General features: G+C 60.4%; 12 protein-coding genes, 1 pseudogene and 1 riboswitch. Of the genes and pseudogenes, 3 read left to right on the top strand and 10 right to left on the bottom strand.

The annotated features are described in order from the left end of the window. Position 1 precedes the first annotated feature (1 nt). Positions 2 to 403 carry a (R)-mandelonitrile lyase gene (locus C3Y91_RS26685; RefSeq protein ID WP_245494879.1) on the bottom strand — a complete coding sequence of 134 codons (402 nt, stop codon included), beginning with the start codon at positions 401 to 403 and terminating at the stop codon, positions 2 to 4. Between the two features lie 244 nt (positions 404 to 647). On the opposite strand from C3Y91_RS26685, the gene C3Y91_RS26680 reads away from it, so the two are divergent. Further along, on the top strand, positions 648 to 1,634 hold the full coding sequence (locus tag C3Y91_RS26680; RefSeq protein ID WP_130763438.1) for an aldo/keto reductase: 987 nt from the start codon (positions 648 to 650) through the stop codon (positions 1,632 to 1,634). Between the two features lie 84 nt (positions 1,635 to 1,718). On the opposite strand, the gene C3Y91_RS26675 is transcribed toward C3Y91_RS26680, so the two are convergent. The 6 genes from C3Y91_RS26675 to clpP all read right to left on the bottom strand — a co-directional run bounded on the left by C3Y91_RS26675 (position 1,719) and on the right by clpP (position 10,897). Continuing rightward, a complete protein-coding gene (locus C3Y91_RS26675; RefSeq protein ID WP_174827138.1) occupies positions 1,719 to 3,929 on the bottom strand; it encodes an esterase-like activity of phytase family protein in 2,211 nt (736 codons plus the stop codon). Positions 3,930 to 4,012: 83 nt separating this feature from the next. After that, positions 4,013 to 4,921, bottom strand: a complete 909-nt coding sequence (gene ribN, locus C3Y91_RS26670; RefSeq protein ID WP_425523618.1) for a riboflavin transporter RibN — start codon at positions 4,919 to 4,921, stop codon at positions 4,013 to 4,015. Between the two features lie 186 nt (positions 4,922 to 5,107). Continuing rightward, a riboswitch (FMN riboswitch) is annotated at positions 5,108 to 5,262 on the bottom strand. A 122-nt stretch (positions 5,263 to 5,384) separates the two neighbouring features. Further along, a complete protein-coding gene (gene hupB / locus C3Y91_RS26665; protein WP_003558438.1) occupies positions 5,385 to 5,660 on the bottom strand; it encodes a DNA-binding protein HupB in 276 nt (91 codons plus the stop codon). A 206-nt stretch (positions 5,661 to 5,866) separates the two neighbouring features. Further along, positions 5,867 to 8,284: an endopeptidase La gene (gene lon, locus C3Y91_RS26660; protein ID WP_003547341.1), complete on the bottom strand. Its 2,418-nt coding sequence runs from the start codon at positions 8,282 to 8,284 to the stop codon at positions 5,867 to 5,869. 402 nt (positions 8,285 to 8,686) lie between these two features. Beyond that, entirely contained in the window at positions 8,687 to 9,964 is a 1,278-nt protein-coding gene (gene clpX, locus C3Y91_RS26655) for an ATP-dependent Clp protease ATP-binding subunit ClpX (protein WP_003547337.1), read from the bottom strand. A 303-nt stretch (positions 9,965 to 10,267) separates the two neighbouring features. Further along, positions 10,268 to 10,897: an ATP-dependent Clp endopeptidase proteolytic subunit ClpP gene (gene clpP / locus C3Y91_RS26650; protein ID WP_003547334.1), complete on the bottom strand. Its 630-nt coding sequence runs from the start codon at positions 10,895 to 10,897 to the stop codon at positions 10,268 to 10,270. 272 nt (positions 10,898 to 11,169) lie between these two features. Here clpP and C3Y91_RS26645 point away from each other — a divergent pair, with 272 nt between their 5' ends. Then, on the top strand, positions 11,170 to 12,585 hold the full coding sequence (locus tag C3Y91_RS26645; protein ID WP_174827137.1) for a sensor domain-containing diguanylate cyclase: 1,416 nt from the start codon (positions 11,170 to 11,172) through the stop codon (positions 12,583 to 12,585). Between the two features lie 59 nt (positions 12,586 to 12,644). Next, positions 12,645 to 13,889 (top strand): cytochrome P450, encoded by a 1,245-nt coding sequence (locus tag C3Y91_RS26640; RefSeq protein ID WP_168576027.1) that lies wholly within the window; start codon positions 12,645 to 12,647, stop codon positions 13,887 to 13,889. Between the two features lie 46 nt (positions 13,890 to 13,935). On the opposite strand, the pseudogene C3Y91_RS26635 reads toward C3Y91_RS26640, so the two are convergent. From C3Y91_RS26635 to C3Y91_RS26625, 3 genes and pseudogenes are all read right to left on the bottom strand, one after another. Beyond that, positions 13,936 to 14,329, bottom strand: a pseudogene (locus C3Y91_RS26635) (phosphate ABC transporter ATP-binding protein); the annotation flags it as partial. Between the two features lie 12 nt (positions 14,330 to 14,341). Then, entirely contained in the window at positions 14,342 to 16,471 is a 2,130-nt protein-coding gene (locus C3Y91_RS26630; protein WP_168576026.1) for a bifunctional diguanylate cyclase/phosphodiesterase, read from the bottom strand. Between the two features lie 221 nt (positions 16,472 to 16,692). Beyond that, positions 16,693 to 17,037, bottom strand: coding sequence for a cupin domain-containing protein (locus C3Y91_RS26625; protein ID WP_130763977.1), 345 nt, complete (start codon positions 17,035 to 17,037; stop codon positions 16,693 to 16,695). Positions 17,038 to 17,054: the final 17 nt, after the last annotated feature.

Here is a 17,054-nt window from a genome sequence, read left to right as displayed (position 1 = left end):
TTTACGCTTGGCCGGAATATTGCTCGTCGCTGACCTTTTCCATCCAGTCGACGTGATTGCCTTCCAGCGCCTCATGGATGGCGATGTGCGTCATCGCCGTATCCGGGGCCGCGCCATGCCAATGTTTTTCGCCCGGCGCGAACCAGACGGTATCGCCGGCACGGATCTCGCGGATGTCCTCTCCCCAACTCTGGGCGAGGCCCTTGCCTGATGTCACGATCAGCGTCTGGCCGAGCGGATGCGTATGCCAGGCGGTGCGGGCACCGGGTTCGAAGGTGACGGAGACCGCCCTCGCCCGTGCCGGCGCCGGCGTTTCCATCAGCGGATCCTGGCGAACGGCGCCGGTGAAATAGTCGGCCGGTGGCTTCGTCGAGGGGCGAGAGCCGACAGGTTTGATCTCCATGATCTTTCCTTTTTCATTCATGCGGTTGAAGCCTTGTAGCAGAACGATATTTCATCGGGGCGACCAATCAAAGCCGGATCGACAATTGCCGCGGTGTCACCTGGCTGATAGTGCCATTGCCTTTCATCAGCGCGTCGCATCTTGCTTGAATCATGCGACGTGCTTTGGCTCTTTGTTTTTATGCATGTCGTTGTCCGGAACCGATGCAATACTTCCGGGCGACATGCAGTAGGGAGGATTTTTCATGAAACACCATGCTTTTGGCCGCATGGCCTTCACCGTCACCAATGTCGGCTTCGGCGCCTGGCAGATCGGCGGCTCCTGGGGCGATATCAGCGAGGCCGACGGACGCGCGGCGCTGAATGCCGCGCTCGATGCCGGCATGACATTCATCGACACGGCGGACGTCTATGGCGACGGCCGCTCGGAAAAGATCATTGCTGACGTGCTGAAGTCGCGTGCGGGCAAGCGCCCGATGGTCGCCACCAAGGCGGGCCGCCGCCTCAACCCGCATGTCGCGGAAGGTTACACCAAGGCTAATCTCGAAGGTTTCATCGACCGCAGCCTGACGAATCTTGCCGTCGACAGTCTCGACCTCGTGCAGCTCCACTGCCCGCCCCGCGACGTGCTTTACCAGCCGGAGGTCTTCGAGGGCCTGGACGCGCTGCAGAAGGCCGGCAAGATCAAGGGTTACGGCGTCAGCGTCGAAAAGGTCGAGGACGGGCTGAAGGCGATCGAATATCCCGGCGTCGTCAGCATCCAGATCATCTACAACATCTTCCGCCAGCGCCCCGATCACCTGTTCTTCCAGGAAGCACGCCGCAGGAATGTGGCGATCATCGCCCGTGTGCCGCTCGCAAGCGGTCTTCTCTCCGGCAAGATCACCCGGGACACACATTTTGCCAGCGACGACCATCGCAATTTCAACCGCAACGGCGAAGCCTTCGATGTCGGCGAGACCTTTGCCGGCGTGCCCTTCGAGGTCGGCCTGCAGGCGGTGGAAGAGGTGCGCAAGCTGGTGCCCGCGGGCGCGACCATGGCCGCCTTCGCGCTCCGCTGGATCCTGATGAGCGATGCCGTCACCGTCGTCATCCCCGGTGCCCGCAATGGCGAGCAAGCCAGGGCCAACACGGCCGCGGCCGACCTTGCGCCGCTTTCGGCCGACCTCATGGCGGCAACGCGCGAGATCTATGGGCGGCTGATCGCGCCGCATGTGCATCAGCGCTGGTAGGCGTCCAACACTCCAAAATGCAAATGGCCGGGTTTTCGCCCGGCCATTTGCATATTATCGATCCGTCAAGGTCAGTTGGTGGGCTCAGTTGGTGCCGACCAGGTCAACCGGGAAGAACAGGGTCTCGCCGGAGGAGTCGCTGACGCCGTCATTGTCGGTGACCGCGTAGGGCTTGCCCGACGCGTCGAAGGTGAAGCCTTCAAGCTTGTCCAGCACATAGCCGTTGGTGGCAGACTTCAGTTCGCCGAGGAAGTCATGGGCTTCAGTCTTCTTGACGACCGGCAGTTCACCGCCGAGCTTGGCGGGCTTCAGGTCCGATATCGCGACCTTGTAGAGCTTCTTCAGCCTGGCGGCATCACCGACGAGGTTGTCGCGCTCGATGATGAAGACGCTGTCGCCCTGAGCCGAGATTTCCGACAGACCGACCCAGCCGCTTTCCGTCCTGTCGAGCGGATAGCGCACAGCACCCCATTCCTTCTTCTTCGGATTGTAGGAGACGAGCTTGACGAAACCCTTCTCGTCGTCGCTCCACTCGCGCTGGACCGCCATCCAGAGCGTGGTGTCGTCGCCGGTGCCGACAATGGTCACGCCTTCGAAGCCGTAACGGATTTCGTTGGCGACGAGCTCCTTCGGCAGGGCGACCTCGGCCTTGATTTCGCCCTTGGCATTGACGTTGTAGAGCGCGTGCGGGACGAGACGCTCACTGTAACCTTCCGAGGCGAGCCAGAAGGAGCCATCGGCAGCAGCCGCGATGCCTTCGATGTCGAGCTTCTGGGCCGGGGCGCCGTCACGCTTGACGACGAGGGCGTCGGTGATGACGGCCGGCTTCTTGCTGGCATCGATCGTGTAGATCGTCGGCTGCGAGCCCAGAACGCTGTCGCTGACGGCGTAGAGCATGCCCGGCTTGCCCGGAACGGCGGCGAGACCCGAAAGGGCTGCGAAGCCAATCGGATTGCCGTCCTTTTCGGCAGAGACGATCTGCGGATAGGCCTTTTCGCCTTCCGAGCGCTCGTAGATCATCACATGCGAGCGCGCGCCGCCGTCCTTGCCGAGGTCGAGCTCGTTGGCGGTCGCAAAAAGATTACGCGCGGGAATGGCGATCGCGCCTTCCGGCGAAATGCCCGACGGCAAGAGCTGGATGAGTTCGGGATCGGCGCCGGTATCCTTGAAAACGCCGACGACCGAAGCACGCTCGGCGAGCAGGAAGAAATACTGATCGTCGCCGAACTTGGCGGCTTCAAGGCCTTCCGGCTCGACGCCCTTCGATCCCGAACGGCTTTCCGGATAGTGGCCGATATGGGCAACGGCGCGTTCGAAGGAGGCGCCTGATTCGTAGAGAAGTTTGCCCGTCTTGTCGAAGATGGTGAAACCACGCGAGCCGCCCTGGTAGTCGCCTTCATTGGCGACGACGAGGCGGTTGTCGTCCAGCCACTTCACGGCGTCGGGCTCGCGCAGCACGCCCTTGGCTTCGCCCGAGAATTTCAGGGCGCCGTCACGCTTGGTGTCGATGCCGGAAAGATCGACGCTGCCGGCGGAGAAATGCGTCTTCACGTCAGCCGTGTTGGCGTCGATGATGACGATCTCATTGTTCTCCTGCAATGTCAGAGCAATTTCGTTCAGGCCGTTGAAGGCGACGAATTCCGGCTCCGGATCTTCAGGGGCGACGCCGCCAAGCCCGGTCAGCGCCACGTGCTTGATAGTGCCGCAATCGACGGTGCCGTTCTTGACCTGGAAGACGACGAGGTCGCCGGGCGGCATTTGCGGGATCTTGCCGTCATTGACGTCTTCGTCGCGCTCGTTTTCGATTGCGATGGCGCCGAGCATCTTGTCCTTGTTGAGGGCGATCGAATCCGGCTGGCCGCCGAGATCGCAGGTGTTCTCGATCTTCTTGGTCGCCACGTCGACGATCGCGAGACGGCCCGAGGGCTTCGCCTTGCTTTCGGAGGTGTTGACAGCAACGAGCGCCTTGCCGGCGCTGGAGGTGACCGATGTCGGCTCGCCGTCCATCATCACCGCGCCGCCGGCCTTCGGTGCCTTGGCATCGGTAATATCGATGAAGCCGATCGCGCCGAGCGGGCTGTCGCTATAGATCAGCGTGTTGCCGTCGTCGGTCGCGGTGATGATTTCGGCGGAGCTCACCGACAGCTTGTCCTTGTCAGCCGGCAGGTTCTCTGCGACCGGGAAGGAAGCGATGCGGTTGAAAACCGGTTCGGCCGCGGCCGGAAAAGCAACGGATGCGAGAAGCACGGCAGCGAGCACTGCCTTGCGCGATGAAATTGTCATGAAATCCCCCATGTGTCGAACATTCGAAACAGGAGTTTTCTGCGCGCGCGGCATGACAGAGGCATGACAGATGCGGCATTTTGCACCTGATCACGTCAGGCTGGTTTGCGCTCCCGGCGCATCTCGTTTCGCATGATGAACAGCGAAGCAGACAGGATGAGAGCCGCTCCCAGCCAGAGATAACCCGCCGGCGCATAACCGAAGAACAGCCAACCCGCCAGTACGTTCAACGGCAGCTTCAGATCGTCGAACGGCTGGACATAGGCGGCATCAGCGGCTGCATAGGCGAGCGTCAGGAAATACTGCGCTGCGGCAGTCAGCAGCCCCGCCAGCAGGAACAGGGCAAGGGTTGCGCCCGTCGGCACTGCAAAGCCTGCCGCAAGCGCCAGCCCGCCATTTATCGGCGTCAGCAGAACGAGCAGCCAGACGGTGATCGTCTCCGGTCGTTCGATACCCGTCAGGCTCTTGGTGATCAGCGACGAGGCGCCCCACAGCAGCGCCGAAAGCACAGGCAAGAGAGCCGCCCAGCCAAAGCCGTCCGACCATGGCTGCAGGATGATCATCGCTCCGGTGAAACCCGCAGCCGTCGCAGCCCAGCGGGCCGGGCCGACGCGCTCACCCAGGAAAAGCCGGGCGCCCAGAATGGTGAAGAAGGGCGAGGTCATCACCAGTGCGATCGCCTGCCAGATCGGCACCGCGGCAAGGCCCGCGACCCAAGCTTCGACGCCGAGCGCGGCAAGCGCGACGCGCACGAGGTGACGCCAGGGATAGTCCGTGCGCATCGCCGCAAGGCCGAGCCTCTTAAGGAACGGCAGCGAAAACAGGAAGGCGAAGCCATATTGCCAGAAAGCTGCCGACGCCGAGGGAAAGGCAAGCTTCATCGTCAGCCATTGGGTGACGACGTTGAGAAGCGAAAAGGCAATGCCGGCAAGCACCATCCAGATGGCACCGACAACGGCGCGGGACGGCGAGACTGCAAGGGAAGTCTGATTCATGTCTTTCATCCAAACTACAGCGCCGCGCGTCTTTTCAGACGCGCAAAGGACGCTGTAGCACTTTAAATCGCTGCATAATTTTATCCTTAAATCGATTCCGATTTAAGGAATTATGCAGTGGGACCAACATAAATCAGGACGCATGAGGCACGGACACGAGCGACATGGCGGATCCCCGCCCTTTGCACGACCGACACTCATTCTCTTCCATCCGGACTTTTACCGTCGGCTCCGGAATCGCACCGGATCTGCTGGCCCTTCCCCCGCTTGGACACGAGAGCAGGCGCTCGCGGGCTCGAGCCGAAACCCTTACCGCCGGTGGGGAGTTTCACCCCGCCCTGAGAACAGAAACGTCGTAGATCAAAGCCCGGGCGACAGCAAGGCTAGCCAAAGCAAAAGGGGTCCGGCAAAGCCGAACCCCTCTCAAATCCTGCACAACCGGTCTCGTTTCCGGCTGACGGATAATATCAGATCAGCCGTTGACGGCGTCCTTCAGGCCCTTGCCGGGCGTGAATTTCGGCACGTTGCGAGCCGGAATGTCGACTTCAGCGCCCGTCGACGGGTTACGGCCCTTCGTTGCGGCACGATGAGAAACGGTGAAGCTGCCGAAACCCGCGAGGCGAATGTCGCCCTTGTTCTTGAGTTCAGCCTGGACAACGTCGAAAACCGCGTCAACAGCGGAAGCCGCGTCAGACTTCGTCAGTCCTGCCTTTTCGGCTACTGCGGACACGAGTTCATTCTTGTTCATGTTTCCACCCCTTTCTAAATGGTATGAAACGACTCAAAAGTAAGCTAGGCGCAGAATAGGTTTCATCAGGCCCGCCGAAAACCCAAAAGCCCTGCAAATCAAGGAAAAGCAAGCGTCTACATGACGTTTTCACAAAAAAGGCTGGCGTTTCCGCCAGCCTTTTTCCGTGTTTTGCGCCAATTGGGCATAAATGTGGCAAAGGCCACTCAATGCGCTATGGTTGCGCCCGTCTCATCGAGGCCTTCGACCGATGTGATGACCGGCGTTTCCACCGTGCCGTCCCATTCGATCGGCTCCGGCCGCCGGATCAGCGCATGCTTGATCACCTCGCCCATGCGGGATACCGGGATGATCTCCATGTTGTTCTTCACGTTATCAGGAATCTCCGCCAGGTCCTTGGCGTTTTCCTCCGGAATCAGCACCTTCTTGATGCCGCCGCGAAGCGCTGCGAGCAGCTTTTCCTTGAGACCGCCGATCGGCAGCACACGGCCGCGAAGGGTGATTTCACCGGTCATGGCCACATGCCTGTCCACCGGGATGCCGGTCATGATCGAGACGATCGCGGTTGCCATGGCGACGCCGGCCGAGGGGCCATCCTTCGGCGTTGCGCCTTCCGGCACGTGCACGTGGATGTCGCTCTTGTCGAAGCGCGGCGGCTCGATGCCGAAATCGACGGCGCGCGAGCGGACATAGGACGCCGCTGCCGAGATCGATTCCTTCATGACTTCCTTCAGATTGCCGGTGACCGTCATGCGGCCCTTGCCCGGCATCATCACACCTTCGATGGTCAGCAGCTCGCCACCAACTTCCGTCCAGGCAAGACCGGTCACGACGCCGACTTGATCCTCGCCCTCGGCTTCGCCATGGCGGAAGCGCGGGACGCCCAGATAGTCGGAGATGTTGGCAGCCGTCACGTGAACGGCCTTCGTCTTGCCCTTGATGATCTCGGTGACCGCCTTACGGGCGAGTTTCATCAGCTCGCGCTCGAAGTTGCGGACGCCGGCTTCACGGGTGTACTGCTGGCTGATTGCCATCAGGGCGTCGTCGCTGACCGAGAATTCTTCCGGCTGCAACGCATGTTCCTTGATGGCCTTCGGCAGCAGGTGCCGCTTGGCGATTTCGCGCTTTTCATCCTCGGTGTAGCCGGCGATACGGATGATCTCCATGCGGTCCATCAGAGGCGCTGGAATATTCAGCGTATTCGCCGTCGTGATGAACATCACATCCGACAGGTCGTATTCGACTTCCAGATAGTGATCCATGAAGGTCATGTTCTGCGCCGGATCGAGCACTTCGAGCAGAGCCGAAGACGGATCGCCGCGATAGTCCTGGCCGAGCTTGTCGATTTCGTCGAGCAAGAACAGCGGGTTGGACTTCTTCGCCTTCTTCATCGACTGGATGACCTTGCCGGGCATCGAGCCGATATAGGTGCGGCGGTGACCGCGGATTTCGGCTTCGTCGCGAACGCCGCCAAGCGCCATGCGGACATACTCACGGCCGGTCGCCTTGGCGATCGACTGGGCGAGCGAGGTCTTGCCGACGCCCGGAGGGCCGACGAGGCAGAGGATCGGGCCTTTGATCTTGGTGGCACGGGCCTGCACGGCCAGATATTCGACGATGCGCTCCTTGACCTTGTCGAGACCGAAGTGATCAGCTTCGAGGATCTTCTCGGCATTGTTGAGATCAGCCTTGATCTTCGACTTCTTGCCCCAGGGAATGCCGAGCAGCCAGTCCAGATAATTGCGCACGACGGTGGCTTCCGCCGACATCGGGCTCATCTGGCGCAGCTTCTTCAGCTCCGCATCGGCCTTTTCACGGGCTTCCTTGGACAGCTTGGTCTTGGAGATGCGCTCTTCCAGTTCGCTCATCTCGTCGCGGCCTTCTTCGCCGTCGCCGAGTTCCTTCTGGATCGCCTTCATCTGTTCATTGAGGTAGTATTCGCGCTGGGTCTTCTCCATCTGGCGCTTGACACGCGAGCGGATGCGCTTTTCGACCTGCAGAACCGAGATCTCGCCTTCCATGAAGCCGAGGGCCTTTTCGAGGCGCTGCTTGACGCTGGTGGTCTCCAGCATCTCCTGCTTCTCGGTGATCTTGATCGACAGATGCGAGGCGACCGTATCGGCGAGCTTGGAATAGTCGTCGATCTGGCTGGCGGCGCCGACCACTTCGGGCGAAATCTTCTTGTTGAGCTTCACGTAGCTCTCGAATTCGGAGACGACCGAACGCGACAGGGCTTCCAGTTCGACCGGATCGTCATGCGGCTCCTCGAGCACATGGCCGAGCGCCTCATAGAAATCCTCGCGGCTGGTATAAGTGTCGATCTCGGCGCGGGCGCGACCTTCGACCAGAACCTTCACGGTGCCGTCGGGCAGCTTCAAGAGCTGCAGCACGTTCGCCACGGTGCCGACATTGTGGATCGCGGAAGGATCCGGATCGTCGTCGCTGGCGTTGATCTGCGTCACCAGCATGATCTGCTTGTCGGACCCCATGACCTCTTCGAGCGCACGGATCGACTTTTCCCGTCCGACGAACAGCGGCACGATCATATGCGGGAAAACCACGATGTCGCGCAGGGGCAGAACAGGGTAGGCAGTGCTGCTCGCTACAGACGTTTTCTTCGTCATTTTATGTCCTTTCCATCGTCCCGTTGCCGGGCTCTCTGCACGGCCGCTTGGGACCGGCCGGCACTCTCACTTGTTGCTACAAGTGGAGGTTCTGACTACGCTTTTCAAGCCACGCTAACGCCCGCGTCCCTCGGATGTGACAGCTTTATTACAACGGAACGCCAACACTATGAAGCGCGTGGCTGGACCGGCGCTTACCACTTCCGACCCGGCTAAAATGCAAACGCCAGCAAGAGGCTTACGGATCATTGCATCATTGCCAAGCACTACCCTTTGCGCAACATCGGCAAAGGCAATTTCGGTTCCCACCGGCAAATACTAACAGCGCTTCGCATGGTTTTTCAAATAGAAAGGGGCCTGCCTATGGCAAGCCCCCAAAATAATCACACGAAATCCATAAGCTCACGCCGAAGCGTTGGCCTTTTCTTCCTGGCGATCGGCATAGATGTAAAGCGGACGGGCCGAACCGCGCACCACTTCCTCGGAGATGACGACCTCGCGCACGCCTTCCAGCGTCGGCAGTTCGAACATCGTGTCGAGCAGGATCTTCTCCATGATCGAGCGAAGGCCGCGGGCGCCGGTCTTGCGCACGATCGCCTTACGGGCGATTTCGCGCAGAGCATCCTCGTGGAAGTTCAGTTCCACATCCTCCATCTCGAACAGGCGCTGATACTGCTTGATCAGCGCGTTCTTTGGCTCGGACAGGATCTGGATCAGTGCGTCCTCGTCGAGGTCCTCGAGCGTCGCCAAAACCGGCAGACGGCCGATGAACTCAGGGATGAGGCCGAACTTGACCAGGTCTTCCGGCTCCAGTTCGCGCAGGACCTCGCCGACGCGGCGGTCATCCTGCGACTTGACGCTAGCGCCAAAGCCGATCGAGGTCTTCTCGCCACGGGCAGAGATGATCTTGTCGAGGCCGGCAAAAGCGCCGCCGCAGATGAACAGGATGTTCGTCGTGTCGACCTGCAGGAATTCCTGCTGCGGGTGCTTGCGGCCGCCCTGCGGCGGAACGGAAGCGACCGTGCCTTCCATGATCTTCAGCAGCGCCTGCTGCACGCCCTCGCCCGAGACGTCACGGGTGATCGACGGGTTGTCGGACTTGCGCGAAATCTTGTCGACTTCGTCGATGTAGACGATGCCGCGTTGCGCACGCTCGACGTTGTAGTCGGCCGACTGCAGCAGCTTCAGGATGATGTTTTCGACATCCTCGCCGACATAACCGGCCTCGGTCAGCGTCGTCGCATCGGCCATGGTGAAGGGAACGTCGATGATGCGGGCGAGCGTCTGGGCAAGATAGGTCTTGCCGCAGCCGGTCGGGCCGACGAGCATGATGTTCGACTTCGCCAGCTCGACTTCGCCGTTCTTGGAGGCGTGCGCCAGGCGCTTGTAATGGTTGTGAACGGCAACCGACAGGATCTTCTTCGCCTGCCGCTGGCCGATAACGTATTCGTCGAGGACCTTGATGATGTCCTGGGGCGTTGGAACGCCGTCGCGGGACTTGACCATCGAGGACTTGTTTTCCTCACGGATGATGTCCATGCACAATTCGACGCATTCATCGCAGATGAAGACGGTCGGTCCGGCAATCAGTTTCCGGACTTCGTGCTGGCTCTTTCCGCAGAACGAACAATAAAGAGTGTTCTTGGAGTCGCCGCCGTTGCTGCCGCTGACCTTGCTCATATCACTTTCCTTCCAGCACGCCGCATTTCAAGGCGAAATCGCGGTCCACTCTATCAGCTCCTGGCGGCACTCCGTTTCCGGAGCCTTTGCCGAGAAGGGCTTCAGGGGGTACGAACCGGGCCCAACCAATCATGTCCTGGTCCCGGCGGCAACGAACTCCCCTTCGAATGCCGAATGCTATGTCATAAAAATTCAACATAGCATTAATAGTTACTATTAGCGTCTTCGTCGCCGTATGAAAGCCCTTGTTCAATCACAAATGGGATAGAACTGTGGCGAGGAAAACACCATCCCTATTAATTACTAGGCCTGTTCGCCTTCCATTTCGAGGCGCGACGTCAGGACCTTGTCGATCACGCCCCAGCTCTGGGCTTCGTCCGCATCCATGAAATGGTCACGATCGAGCGTCTTTTCAACTTCCTCGTAGGTGCGGCCGGTGTGCTTGACATAGACCTCGTTCAGGCGGCGCTTCATCTTGAGGATGTCGCGGGCATGGCGCTCGATGTCCGAAGCCTGGCCCTGGAAGCCGCCCGAGGGCTGGTGCACCATGATGCGGGAATTCGGCGTCGCAAAGCGCATGTCCTTGTGGCCGGCAGCCAGCAGCAGCGAGCCCATGGATGCGGCCTGGCCGATGCAGAGCGTCGAAACCGCGGGCTTGATGAACTGCATCGTATCGTAGATCGCCATGCCGGCGGTGACGACGCCACCGGGCGAATTGATGTAGAGGGCGATTTCCTTCTTCGGGTTTTCGGCCTCGAGGAAGAGCAGCTGGGCGCAGACGAGCGTCGCCATATGGTCTTCGACGGCACCCGTCAGGAAGATGATGCGTTCCTTCAACAGGCGGGAATAGATGTCGTAGGAGCGTTCACCGCGGTTGGTCTGTTCCACGACCATCGGCACGAGGGCCATTGCGGTATCGACTGGGTTTCTCATGTGCGTCCTTTGTCAACGTCTCGCCGGCCGGCGCCGGGAATCAAAGAAAAATATCTTACCCCTACATAGAGTGTCCCGGCCCTCCTCTTCAAGACACGCATGAGGATAACGTTAAGAAGGCGGGGCAAGGCGGCTAAGCTCCTTCTTTTCATGCATGTCGTTATCTCGGAACCGCTGTACTTCCGGGCGACATGCATTGGGCCTCTTTCCCCCAAACGCCTGTTAACGGCGAGCCCTTGGTACGGTCTCCCCCCGTTTTTCTCCATGACAGGATGAAGGAAGGCTTACTCTATTCGACAATACTCATACACGTTTACCCAACGGAAAGCCTACCGGCAGATATCGGCCTAAAACAATGCCGCAGCGCAGCGACATTAAGGAAGTGGCGAGCTTCCTCGGCAAGGATGCGAACGGACAGACAAGGGGTTGCTGCCGTGTTCAATATTGCTACAGGTCTCGCCATCTGGTGTTCAGAGGCCATGACGCTCGCTTTGGTGCTGTTCGTCGCCTGGCGCCATAACGTCAGGAACGAGGCCTATCTCTATTGGGGCTTGGGCTTCCTCCTGACCGGCATTGGCTTTGCGATGGTCGCGCTGCGCGGCGAAATCCCCAGCGTGCTTTCCATAGAAGCGGGCAATGCCATCGCCCTGCTCGGCCAGAGCGCCTGGGTGGCGGGTTTTCTGGCGCTCGACCGCAAGCGGATCGAATGGTGGGCGCTGCTGCCGCCGGTCATCTGGCTCGCCGGGGTCTTCCTGCCCTGGGTCAACAGCGATTATTCAAACCGGGTGGTGCTCTATAACCTTGCTTCGGCGACGGGTGCGACGGCACTTGCCATGGCAGTCGCCGCCGGTGACATGCGCCGCGAGCGTACCCGCGTCAAGCTGATGGGCGTGTTCGTCATCCAGGGCTGCCTGTGCTTCGGCTCGGCGCTGATGATGGCGCTGACGCTGCCGAGCGATATCGAGGCGACCAATCTCGGCGGCGCCTCCGCCATGGCCAGCGCGTTCCTGCTGACCATCGCCTTCGCGTTCACTTGCCGGCTGATCATGGAGCGTTCCGAACGGCACCTGCGTGCCCTCACCCTGACCGATTCGCTGACCGGTGTGCTCAACCGCCGCGGCCTGCTCGGCTATTTCGACGCCACCCAGGAAAAGGCCCATGACGACCAGCGCCAGGTCGCGGTGATGCTTTTCGATCTCGACCATTTCAAGCGCGTCAACGACCGTTTCGGCCACCAGTCCGGCGATGCCGTGCTGACCGCATTCGCGCGGATGGCCCGCCAGTATATTCCAAACAACATCTTCGGCCGCATGGGCGGCGAGGAATTCGCCGCCTTCGCCGCGGTTACGGACCAGACGGAAGCCGAGGCGATCGCCGAAGCGATCCGCACCGAATTCTGCCGTCTTCCCGTCAGCACCGGCGAAGCGATCGTTCCGGTCACGGTCAGCATCGGCATCGCGCTCGCCTCCTCGATCGAAGCCAATATCGACAAACTGATCTCGGCCGCCGACCGGGCGCTCTATGCGGCGAAGGCCGCCGGCCGCAACTGCACGGTCACCTTCGGCGAAGCGGAGGCCGCAGCCCCTGCACCGGCCACGCCGACCAGCACCGCCGGCGAACTCGTGCCGACGGTCGACGACCAGGTCGAGGCGCTGCGACGCATGGGGACGCTGTCACGGGCGGGGTAGTCCGGGATCCCTCACCCCGCATCTTTCCGAGGTTCGGCAAATCCGCTAAGCCTCGGGGCATGATGATCCCATCCTTTCTCTCGATCGACCGCGCCAACCGTCATGTCTCGCTTGATAGTCGCAACCCGGCCTTCTACGGCAACCCGAATGCCGTCTATGACGCACTTCACGCCCATTGCCCGACCTTCTACTGGCGTGAGCAGAAGCAGTGGTTCTTCACGGGTTACGACCATGTGAACGGCCTGCTGCGCGACCGCCGCTTTGGCCGGCAGATCCTGCATATCGCCAGCCGCGAGGAGCTCGGCCTTGCCGAGCCGATGCCGCATCTTGCCAGTTTCGATCTCTCGGAACGTTATTCTCTGCTCGAACTCGAACCGCCGGAGCACACGCGGCTGCGCACGCTCGTCAACCGCGCCTTCGTGTCCCGCCATGTCGAGAAGATGAAACCGGAGCTTGCCGAACTCGCCAATCGGCTGATCGACGGCTTCGCGGAGAAACGTGAGGTCGAGCTGCTCTCGGCCTTTGCCGACATCATCCCGGTGACGATGATCGCCCGCATGATCGGCATTCCCGAGGAGATGGGACCGCAACTGCTCACCTGGTCGCACGCCTATGTCCGCATGTACATGTTCGGCCGTACGCGCGAGCAGGAGGAAGAGGCCGAACGGGCGGCGAAGGAATTTTCCGACTACGTCAAGACGGTCATCACAGAACGCCGCGCCGAACCACGCGACGACCTGCTGACCCACATGATCCATACCGAGCACAAAGGCCAGTATCTGACCGAGGAGGAGCTCGTGTCGACGACGATCGTGCTGCTCAATGCCGGGCACGAGGCAACCGTGCACCAGATCGGCAATTCCGTGCGCACCATTCTCGACAGCGGCTGCGATCCGGCGGAACTCTTCCGGGACGAAGCGACGACAGAGCGCACCGTCGAGGAAACCTTGCGCATCTGCGCGCCGGTCCACATCTTCCAGCGCTGGGCCCTGGAGCCTGCCGAAATCGACGGGGTCTCCTTCAAGCGCGGCGACAAGGTGAGCCTCATCCTCGCCGCCGCCAATCTCGACCCGGCAAAATTCACCGATCCGCTGACCTTCAAGCCCGACCGCAACGAGGCGGCAAACCTCTCCTTCGGCGCCGGCATCCATTTCTGCATCGGCGCGCCGCTGGCGCGGCTGGAGCTCAACGTCGTGCTGCCGATCCTGTTCGAGCGCCTTGCCGGCCTGAGGCTGGCGAAGACGCCGGTGGTCAAGGATGTCTACCATTTCCACGGGCTGGACCGGTTGGATTTGCAGTGGTGATCCATTTCTCCTTCGGGCATCGCTGAAGCGATCCGGGGATTGCGGATCAGCCGTAACGGCCGGTGATGTAGTCCGTGCGCTTGACCTTCGGCGACTGGAAGATCTCAGCGGTCGGGCCGAATTCGATCAGCTCGCCCAGATACATGAAGGCGGCTTGCCTGCTGCATGTTGTGGTGACAACGACGATGGTGAACTCCGCCTTTCAGCTGGGCGACCAGTTCTTCCACCTTGGCGGTCGAGATCGGGTCGAGGGCGGAGGTCGGCTCGTCGAGGAGAAGCACCTCGGGGCGAAGCGCCACGGCACGCGCGATGCAAAGGCGCTGCTGCTGGCCGCCGGAAAGGCCGAGGCCGCTGCCCTTCAGCTTGTCCTTGACCTCTTCCCACAGGGCTGCCGAGCGCAGCGCTTGCTCGACGCGGACGTCCATCTCAGGCTTGGAGATGCTACGACGGCATCACGCGGCTGACTCTTCTTCCAGCTTGCTGGATATGTCGTGTGCCGACATAGGTCTTCCGATCAGATATCCTTGAAGCTGATCACAGCCGGCATCGCGCAGGATCGTCGCCTGGCGGGTGTTCTCGATACCTTCCGCGGTAACGGGAATCTGCAAAGCGGTTGCCAGGGAAATGGTTGCCCGAAGCACATCGGCGCCATTTGCGCCTTCGTCGAGAGCAGACACGAGCGAGCGGTCGATCTTCATGCGATCGAACCCAAACTGCCGCAATGCACCAATGCTTGCGTAACCGCAGCCAAAGTCATCAAGCGCGAATTTGATGCCGACGCGCTTGAGCTGGTCTATCGACCGCCGCGCCTGGTCCGGATTCGTCATCAGGACGCCTTCGGTGATCTCCAATGTCAGACGCCTTGGACTGAAATCGAGCTCCCGCAGGACCGAGATCACTTCGGCGGCAAATTCCGGATTGCACAGCTGGATCGGCGAAACGTTCACCGACAATGCCAGATCGGGCCAGCTCTTGGCGTGCTCGATCGATGTTCTCAACATATGAACGCCGAGTGCATCGATGAGGCCGCACCTCTCGGCAAGAGGGATGAAAATCTCCGGGCTGATGTTTCCCGTTGCAGTGCGCCAGCGCGCCAGTGCCTCAAGACCGGTCACAGCGCCGGTCGCGGCAGAGACAAGAGGTTGGAAAACGGCTTCGATTGCGCCACTGCTGATAGCGCTCTTCAACAGGCCTTCCAGTTCGGCGACCCGTTGGCGTTCCCGGTCCAATTCGGGGTCGTATTCGATCGCCTGGCCTCGGCCATTTGCCTTGGCACGATAAAGGGCCATGTCCGCTCTGCGGAGAAGCTCCAAGGGCGGGACGTCGCCGTTGCGAACAGCAGCCCCGATGCTTGCGCCAACTTCGATCGTTCGTCCGTCGATTTTGAAGGGCTCGGCAAACAGCGCCAAAATCGTCTTTTCCATCTCTCCGCACATGGCGGAACCGACGTGCACCAGCGCAAATTCATCGCCCCCGAGCCGCGCCGTGGCAATGATTTCGGGGTGGCAGGCGGTTAGCGCCTTCGAGACCAGCCGGATCAAATCGTCCCCCACCGCATGGCCCCAGGCATCGTTGACGGCCTTGAAGCCATCAAGGTCGACCAGATAAAGCCGATGTGGCGAAGAGCTCGAATTATCCAGCTCTTCCAATAGGTTGAGAAGCCCGTGTCTGTTCAACAGACCGCTCAGGTTATCGTGGTCGGCTTCGAAAATCGCTGTTTGCGCCAATTGGCGCAGGCGCCGCGCCTCGGAAGCGCCAACCAGCAGAACGCCGATCAGGAACAGTGCGAGGATGACGATAGCGGCCGCGACATAGGGGTAGACCTGATGAAACACGGCGGTTCCCGGCGCTTTGCTGGGCCAGACGAGGTAGCCGATGACAGCTCCCTTCAGGTCGGTGATCGGCGTGTTCAGGAATTCCGGCTTAGGCGTCGTCTCAAGGTGTAAGCCTTCAAGTTCATGTTCGTTCGAGAGCGTGTCGAGAACTTCCGATGTAAATTCCTTGTAGAAACTCAGCGTGCTAGGTTTCGGAAGCTCGGCGGTCGCCTCGAAAGGCTGGATTGCCTGCGATGCGATCAGCGCGATACCGCTTTCGGTCTTGATGAAATTGACCACTGGCGCCCGCCCCGGATCGGCAGCCACATTGATCTGCTGATAAAAGCCTTCTCCGAAAAACGCGCTCGGCTGAAAGGGCTTGCCTTTGGCATATGCGGATACGATCGAAGACCGGTCAGGGCCGATCACGATCGCTCCATCATAGAGCGCGTAATCCTCGCTGGTTTTTCCCCAATTCTCATAGGCCCAATCCGCGGCAGCCGAAGATGAGACAGCGCTGTAGGCATCATCCCATACCGCATTATCCGTCGTTGTCGCGCTCAGGCGACTGACAAACGCACCGATTGCCGCGCGGGCGGCGCGACTGGCCCTGGCATCATCGATTTCGTTCGCCGACCGGGTCATCGTAATGACAACATGTGCCACCAGGCCGGTCAGTACGAGGGCGACGACAAGGAAGAAGACGGTTGTCGCAATGATGGAAGACGTCTGGGTCCGAACGTACCTACCTGCAAGATTCGACGACATGCAAATTCCGAAAAGATCGATTGCAAGGCCATGTCTGTGTGACGGCAGGAGACTTCATGTCCGCAATGCGCTGCAGACAAGGTTTAGCATTTGACGATGTAGGCACGATTAATGGGAATGGTTAAAAGCATTCTATCCGGGAAAGAAGCGCAGCCATATGGGCTATGATCGCCGCAAATCGGGACAAACCCGGAATCGCCAACGTCGGTTTGCTGGCCCGCTTAAACCTTGATCACATAGTCCTTGCGAGTCGTTTCAACGACTTCCCACGTTCCCTTGAAGCCGGATCTGAGGATCATCCGGTCGCCCGTCTTGAGATGAACTGGCTCGCCGCCATCCTCCGTCACGATCGAATGGCCGGACAACAGGCTGAAATATTCCCATTCCTCGTAGACAATCCGCCATTTGCCCGGTGTCGCCTCCCAAATACCGGAATAAAGGCCGCCTTCGGCTTCCTCCAGGCTCCAGGTGCGGAAATGCGGATCGCCGGAGATGATACGGCCGGGCTCCGGAGCGCCGAACTCGGGTTCGACGCCGTCGATGCTGAAGGTGATGAAATTTGTCATAGTCACCATAGATCCTT

The sequence above is a fragment of the Rhizobium ruizarguesonis genome (genome assembly GCF_012349115.1).
GTDB lineage: Bacteria > Pseudomonadota > Alphaproteobacteria > Rhizobiales > Rhizobiaceae > Rhizobium > Rhizobium ruizarguesonis.
Note: the sequence above shows the minus strand (reverse complement) of the source record. Positions and strands in the feature narration are given on the sequence as shown.

What these genes read in the sequence shown, in the direction of transcription:
- C3Y91_RS26625 (WP_130763977.1), bottom strand. Translation starts at nt 17,037, where the DNA reads ATGACAAATTTCATCACCTTCAGCATCGACGGCGTCGAACCCGAGTTC.
- ribN (WP_425523618.1), bottom strand. Translation starts at nt 4,921, where the DNA reads ATGAAAGACATGAATCAGACTTCCCTTGCAGTCTCGCCGTCCCGCGCC.
- C3Y91_RS26640 (WP_168576027.1), top strand. Translation starts at nt 12,645, where the DNA reads ATGATGATCCCATCCTTTCTCTCGATCGACCGCGCCAACCGTCATGTC.
- C3Y91_RS26630 (WP_168576026.1), bottom strand. Translation starts at nt 16,471, where the DNA reads ATGTCGTCGAATCTTGCAGGTAGGTACGTTCGGACCCAGACGTCTTCC.
- C3Y91_RS26645 (WP_174827137.1), top strand. Translation starts at nt 11,170, where the DNA reads ATGAAGGAAGGCTTACTCTATTCGACAATACTCATACACGTTTACCCA.
- lon (WP_003547341.1), bottom strand. Translation starts at nt 8,284, where the DNA reads ATGACGAAGAAAACGTCTGTAGCGAGCAGCACTGCCTACCCTGTTCTG.
- C3Y91_RS26680 (WP_130763438.1), top strand. Translation starts at nt 648, where the DNA reads ATGAAACACCATGCTTTTGGCCGCATGGCCTTCACCGTCACCAATGTC.
- clpX (WP_003547337.1), bottom strand. Translation starts at nt 9,964, where the DNA reads ATGAGCAAGGTCAGCGGCAGCAACGGCGGCGACTCCAAGAACACTCTT.
- C3Y91_RS26675 (WP_174827138.1), bottom strand. Translation starts at nt 3,929, where the DNA reads ATGGGGGATTTCATGACAATTTCATCGCGCAAGGCAGTGCTCGCTGCC.
- clpP (WP_003547334.1), bottom strand. Translation starts at nt 10,897, where the DNA reads ATGAGAAACCCAGTCGATACCGCAATGGCCCTCGTGCCGATGGTCGTG.
- C3Y91_RS26685 (WP_245494879.1), bottom strand. Translation starts at nt 403, where the DNA reads ATGGAGATCAAACCTGTCGGCTCTCGCCCCTCGACGAAGCCACCGGCC.
- hupB (WP_003558438.1), bottom strand. Translation starts at nt 5,660, where the DNA reads ATGAACAAGAATGAACTCGTGTCCGCAGTAGCCGAAAAGGCAGGACTG.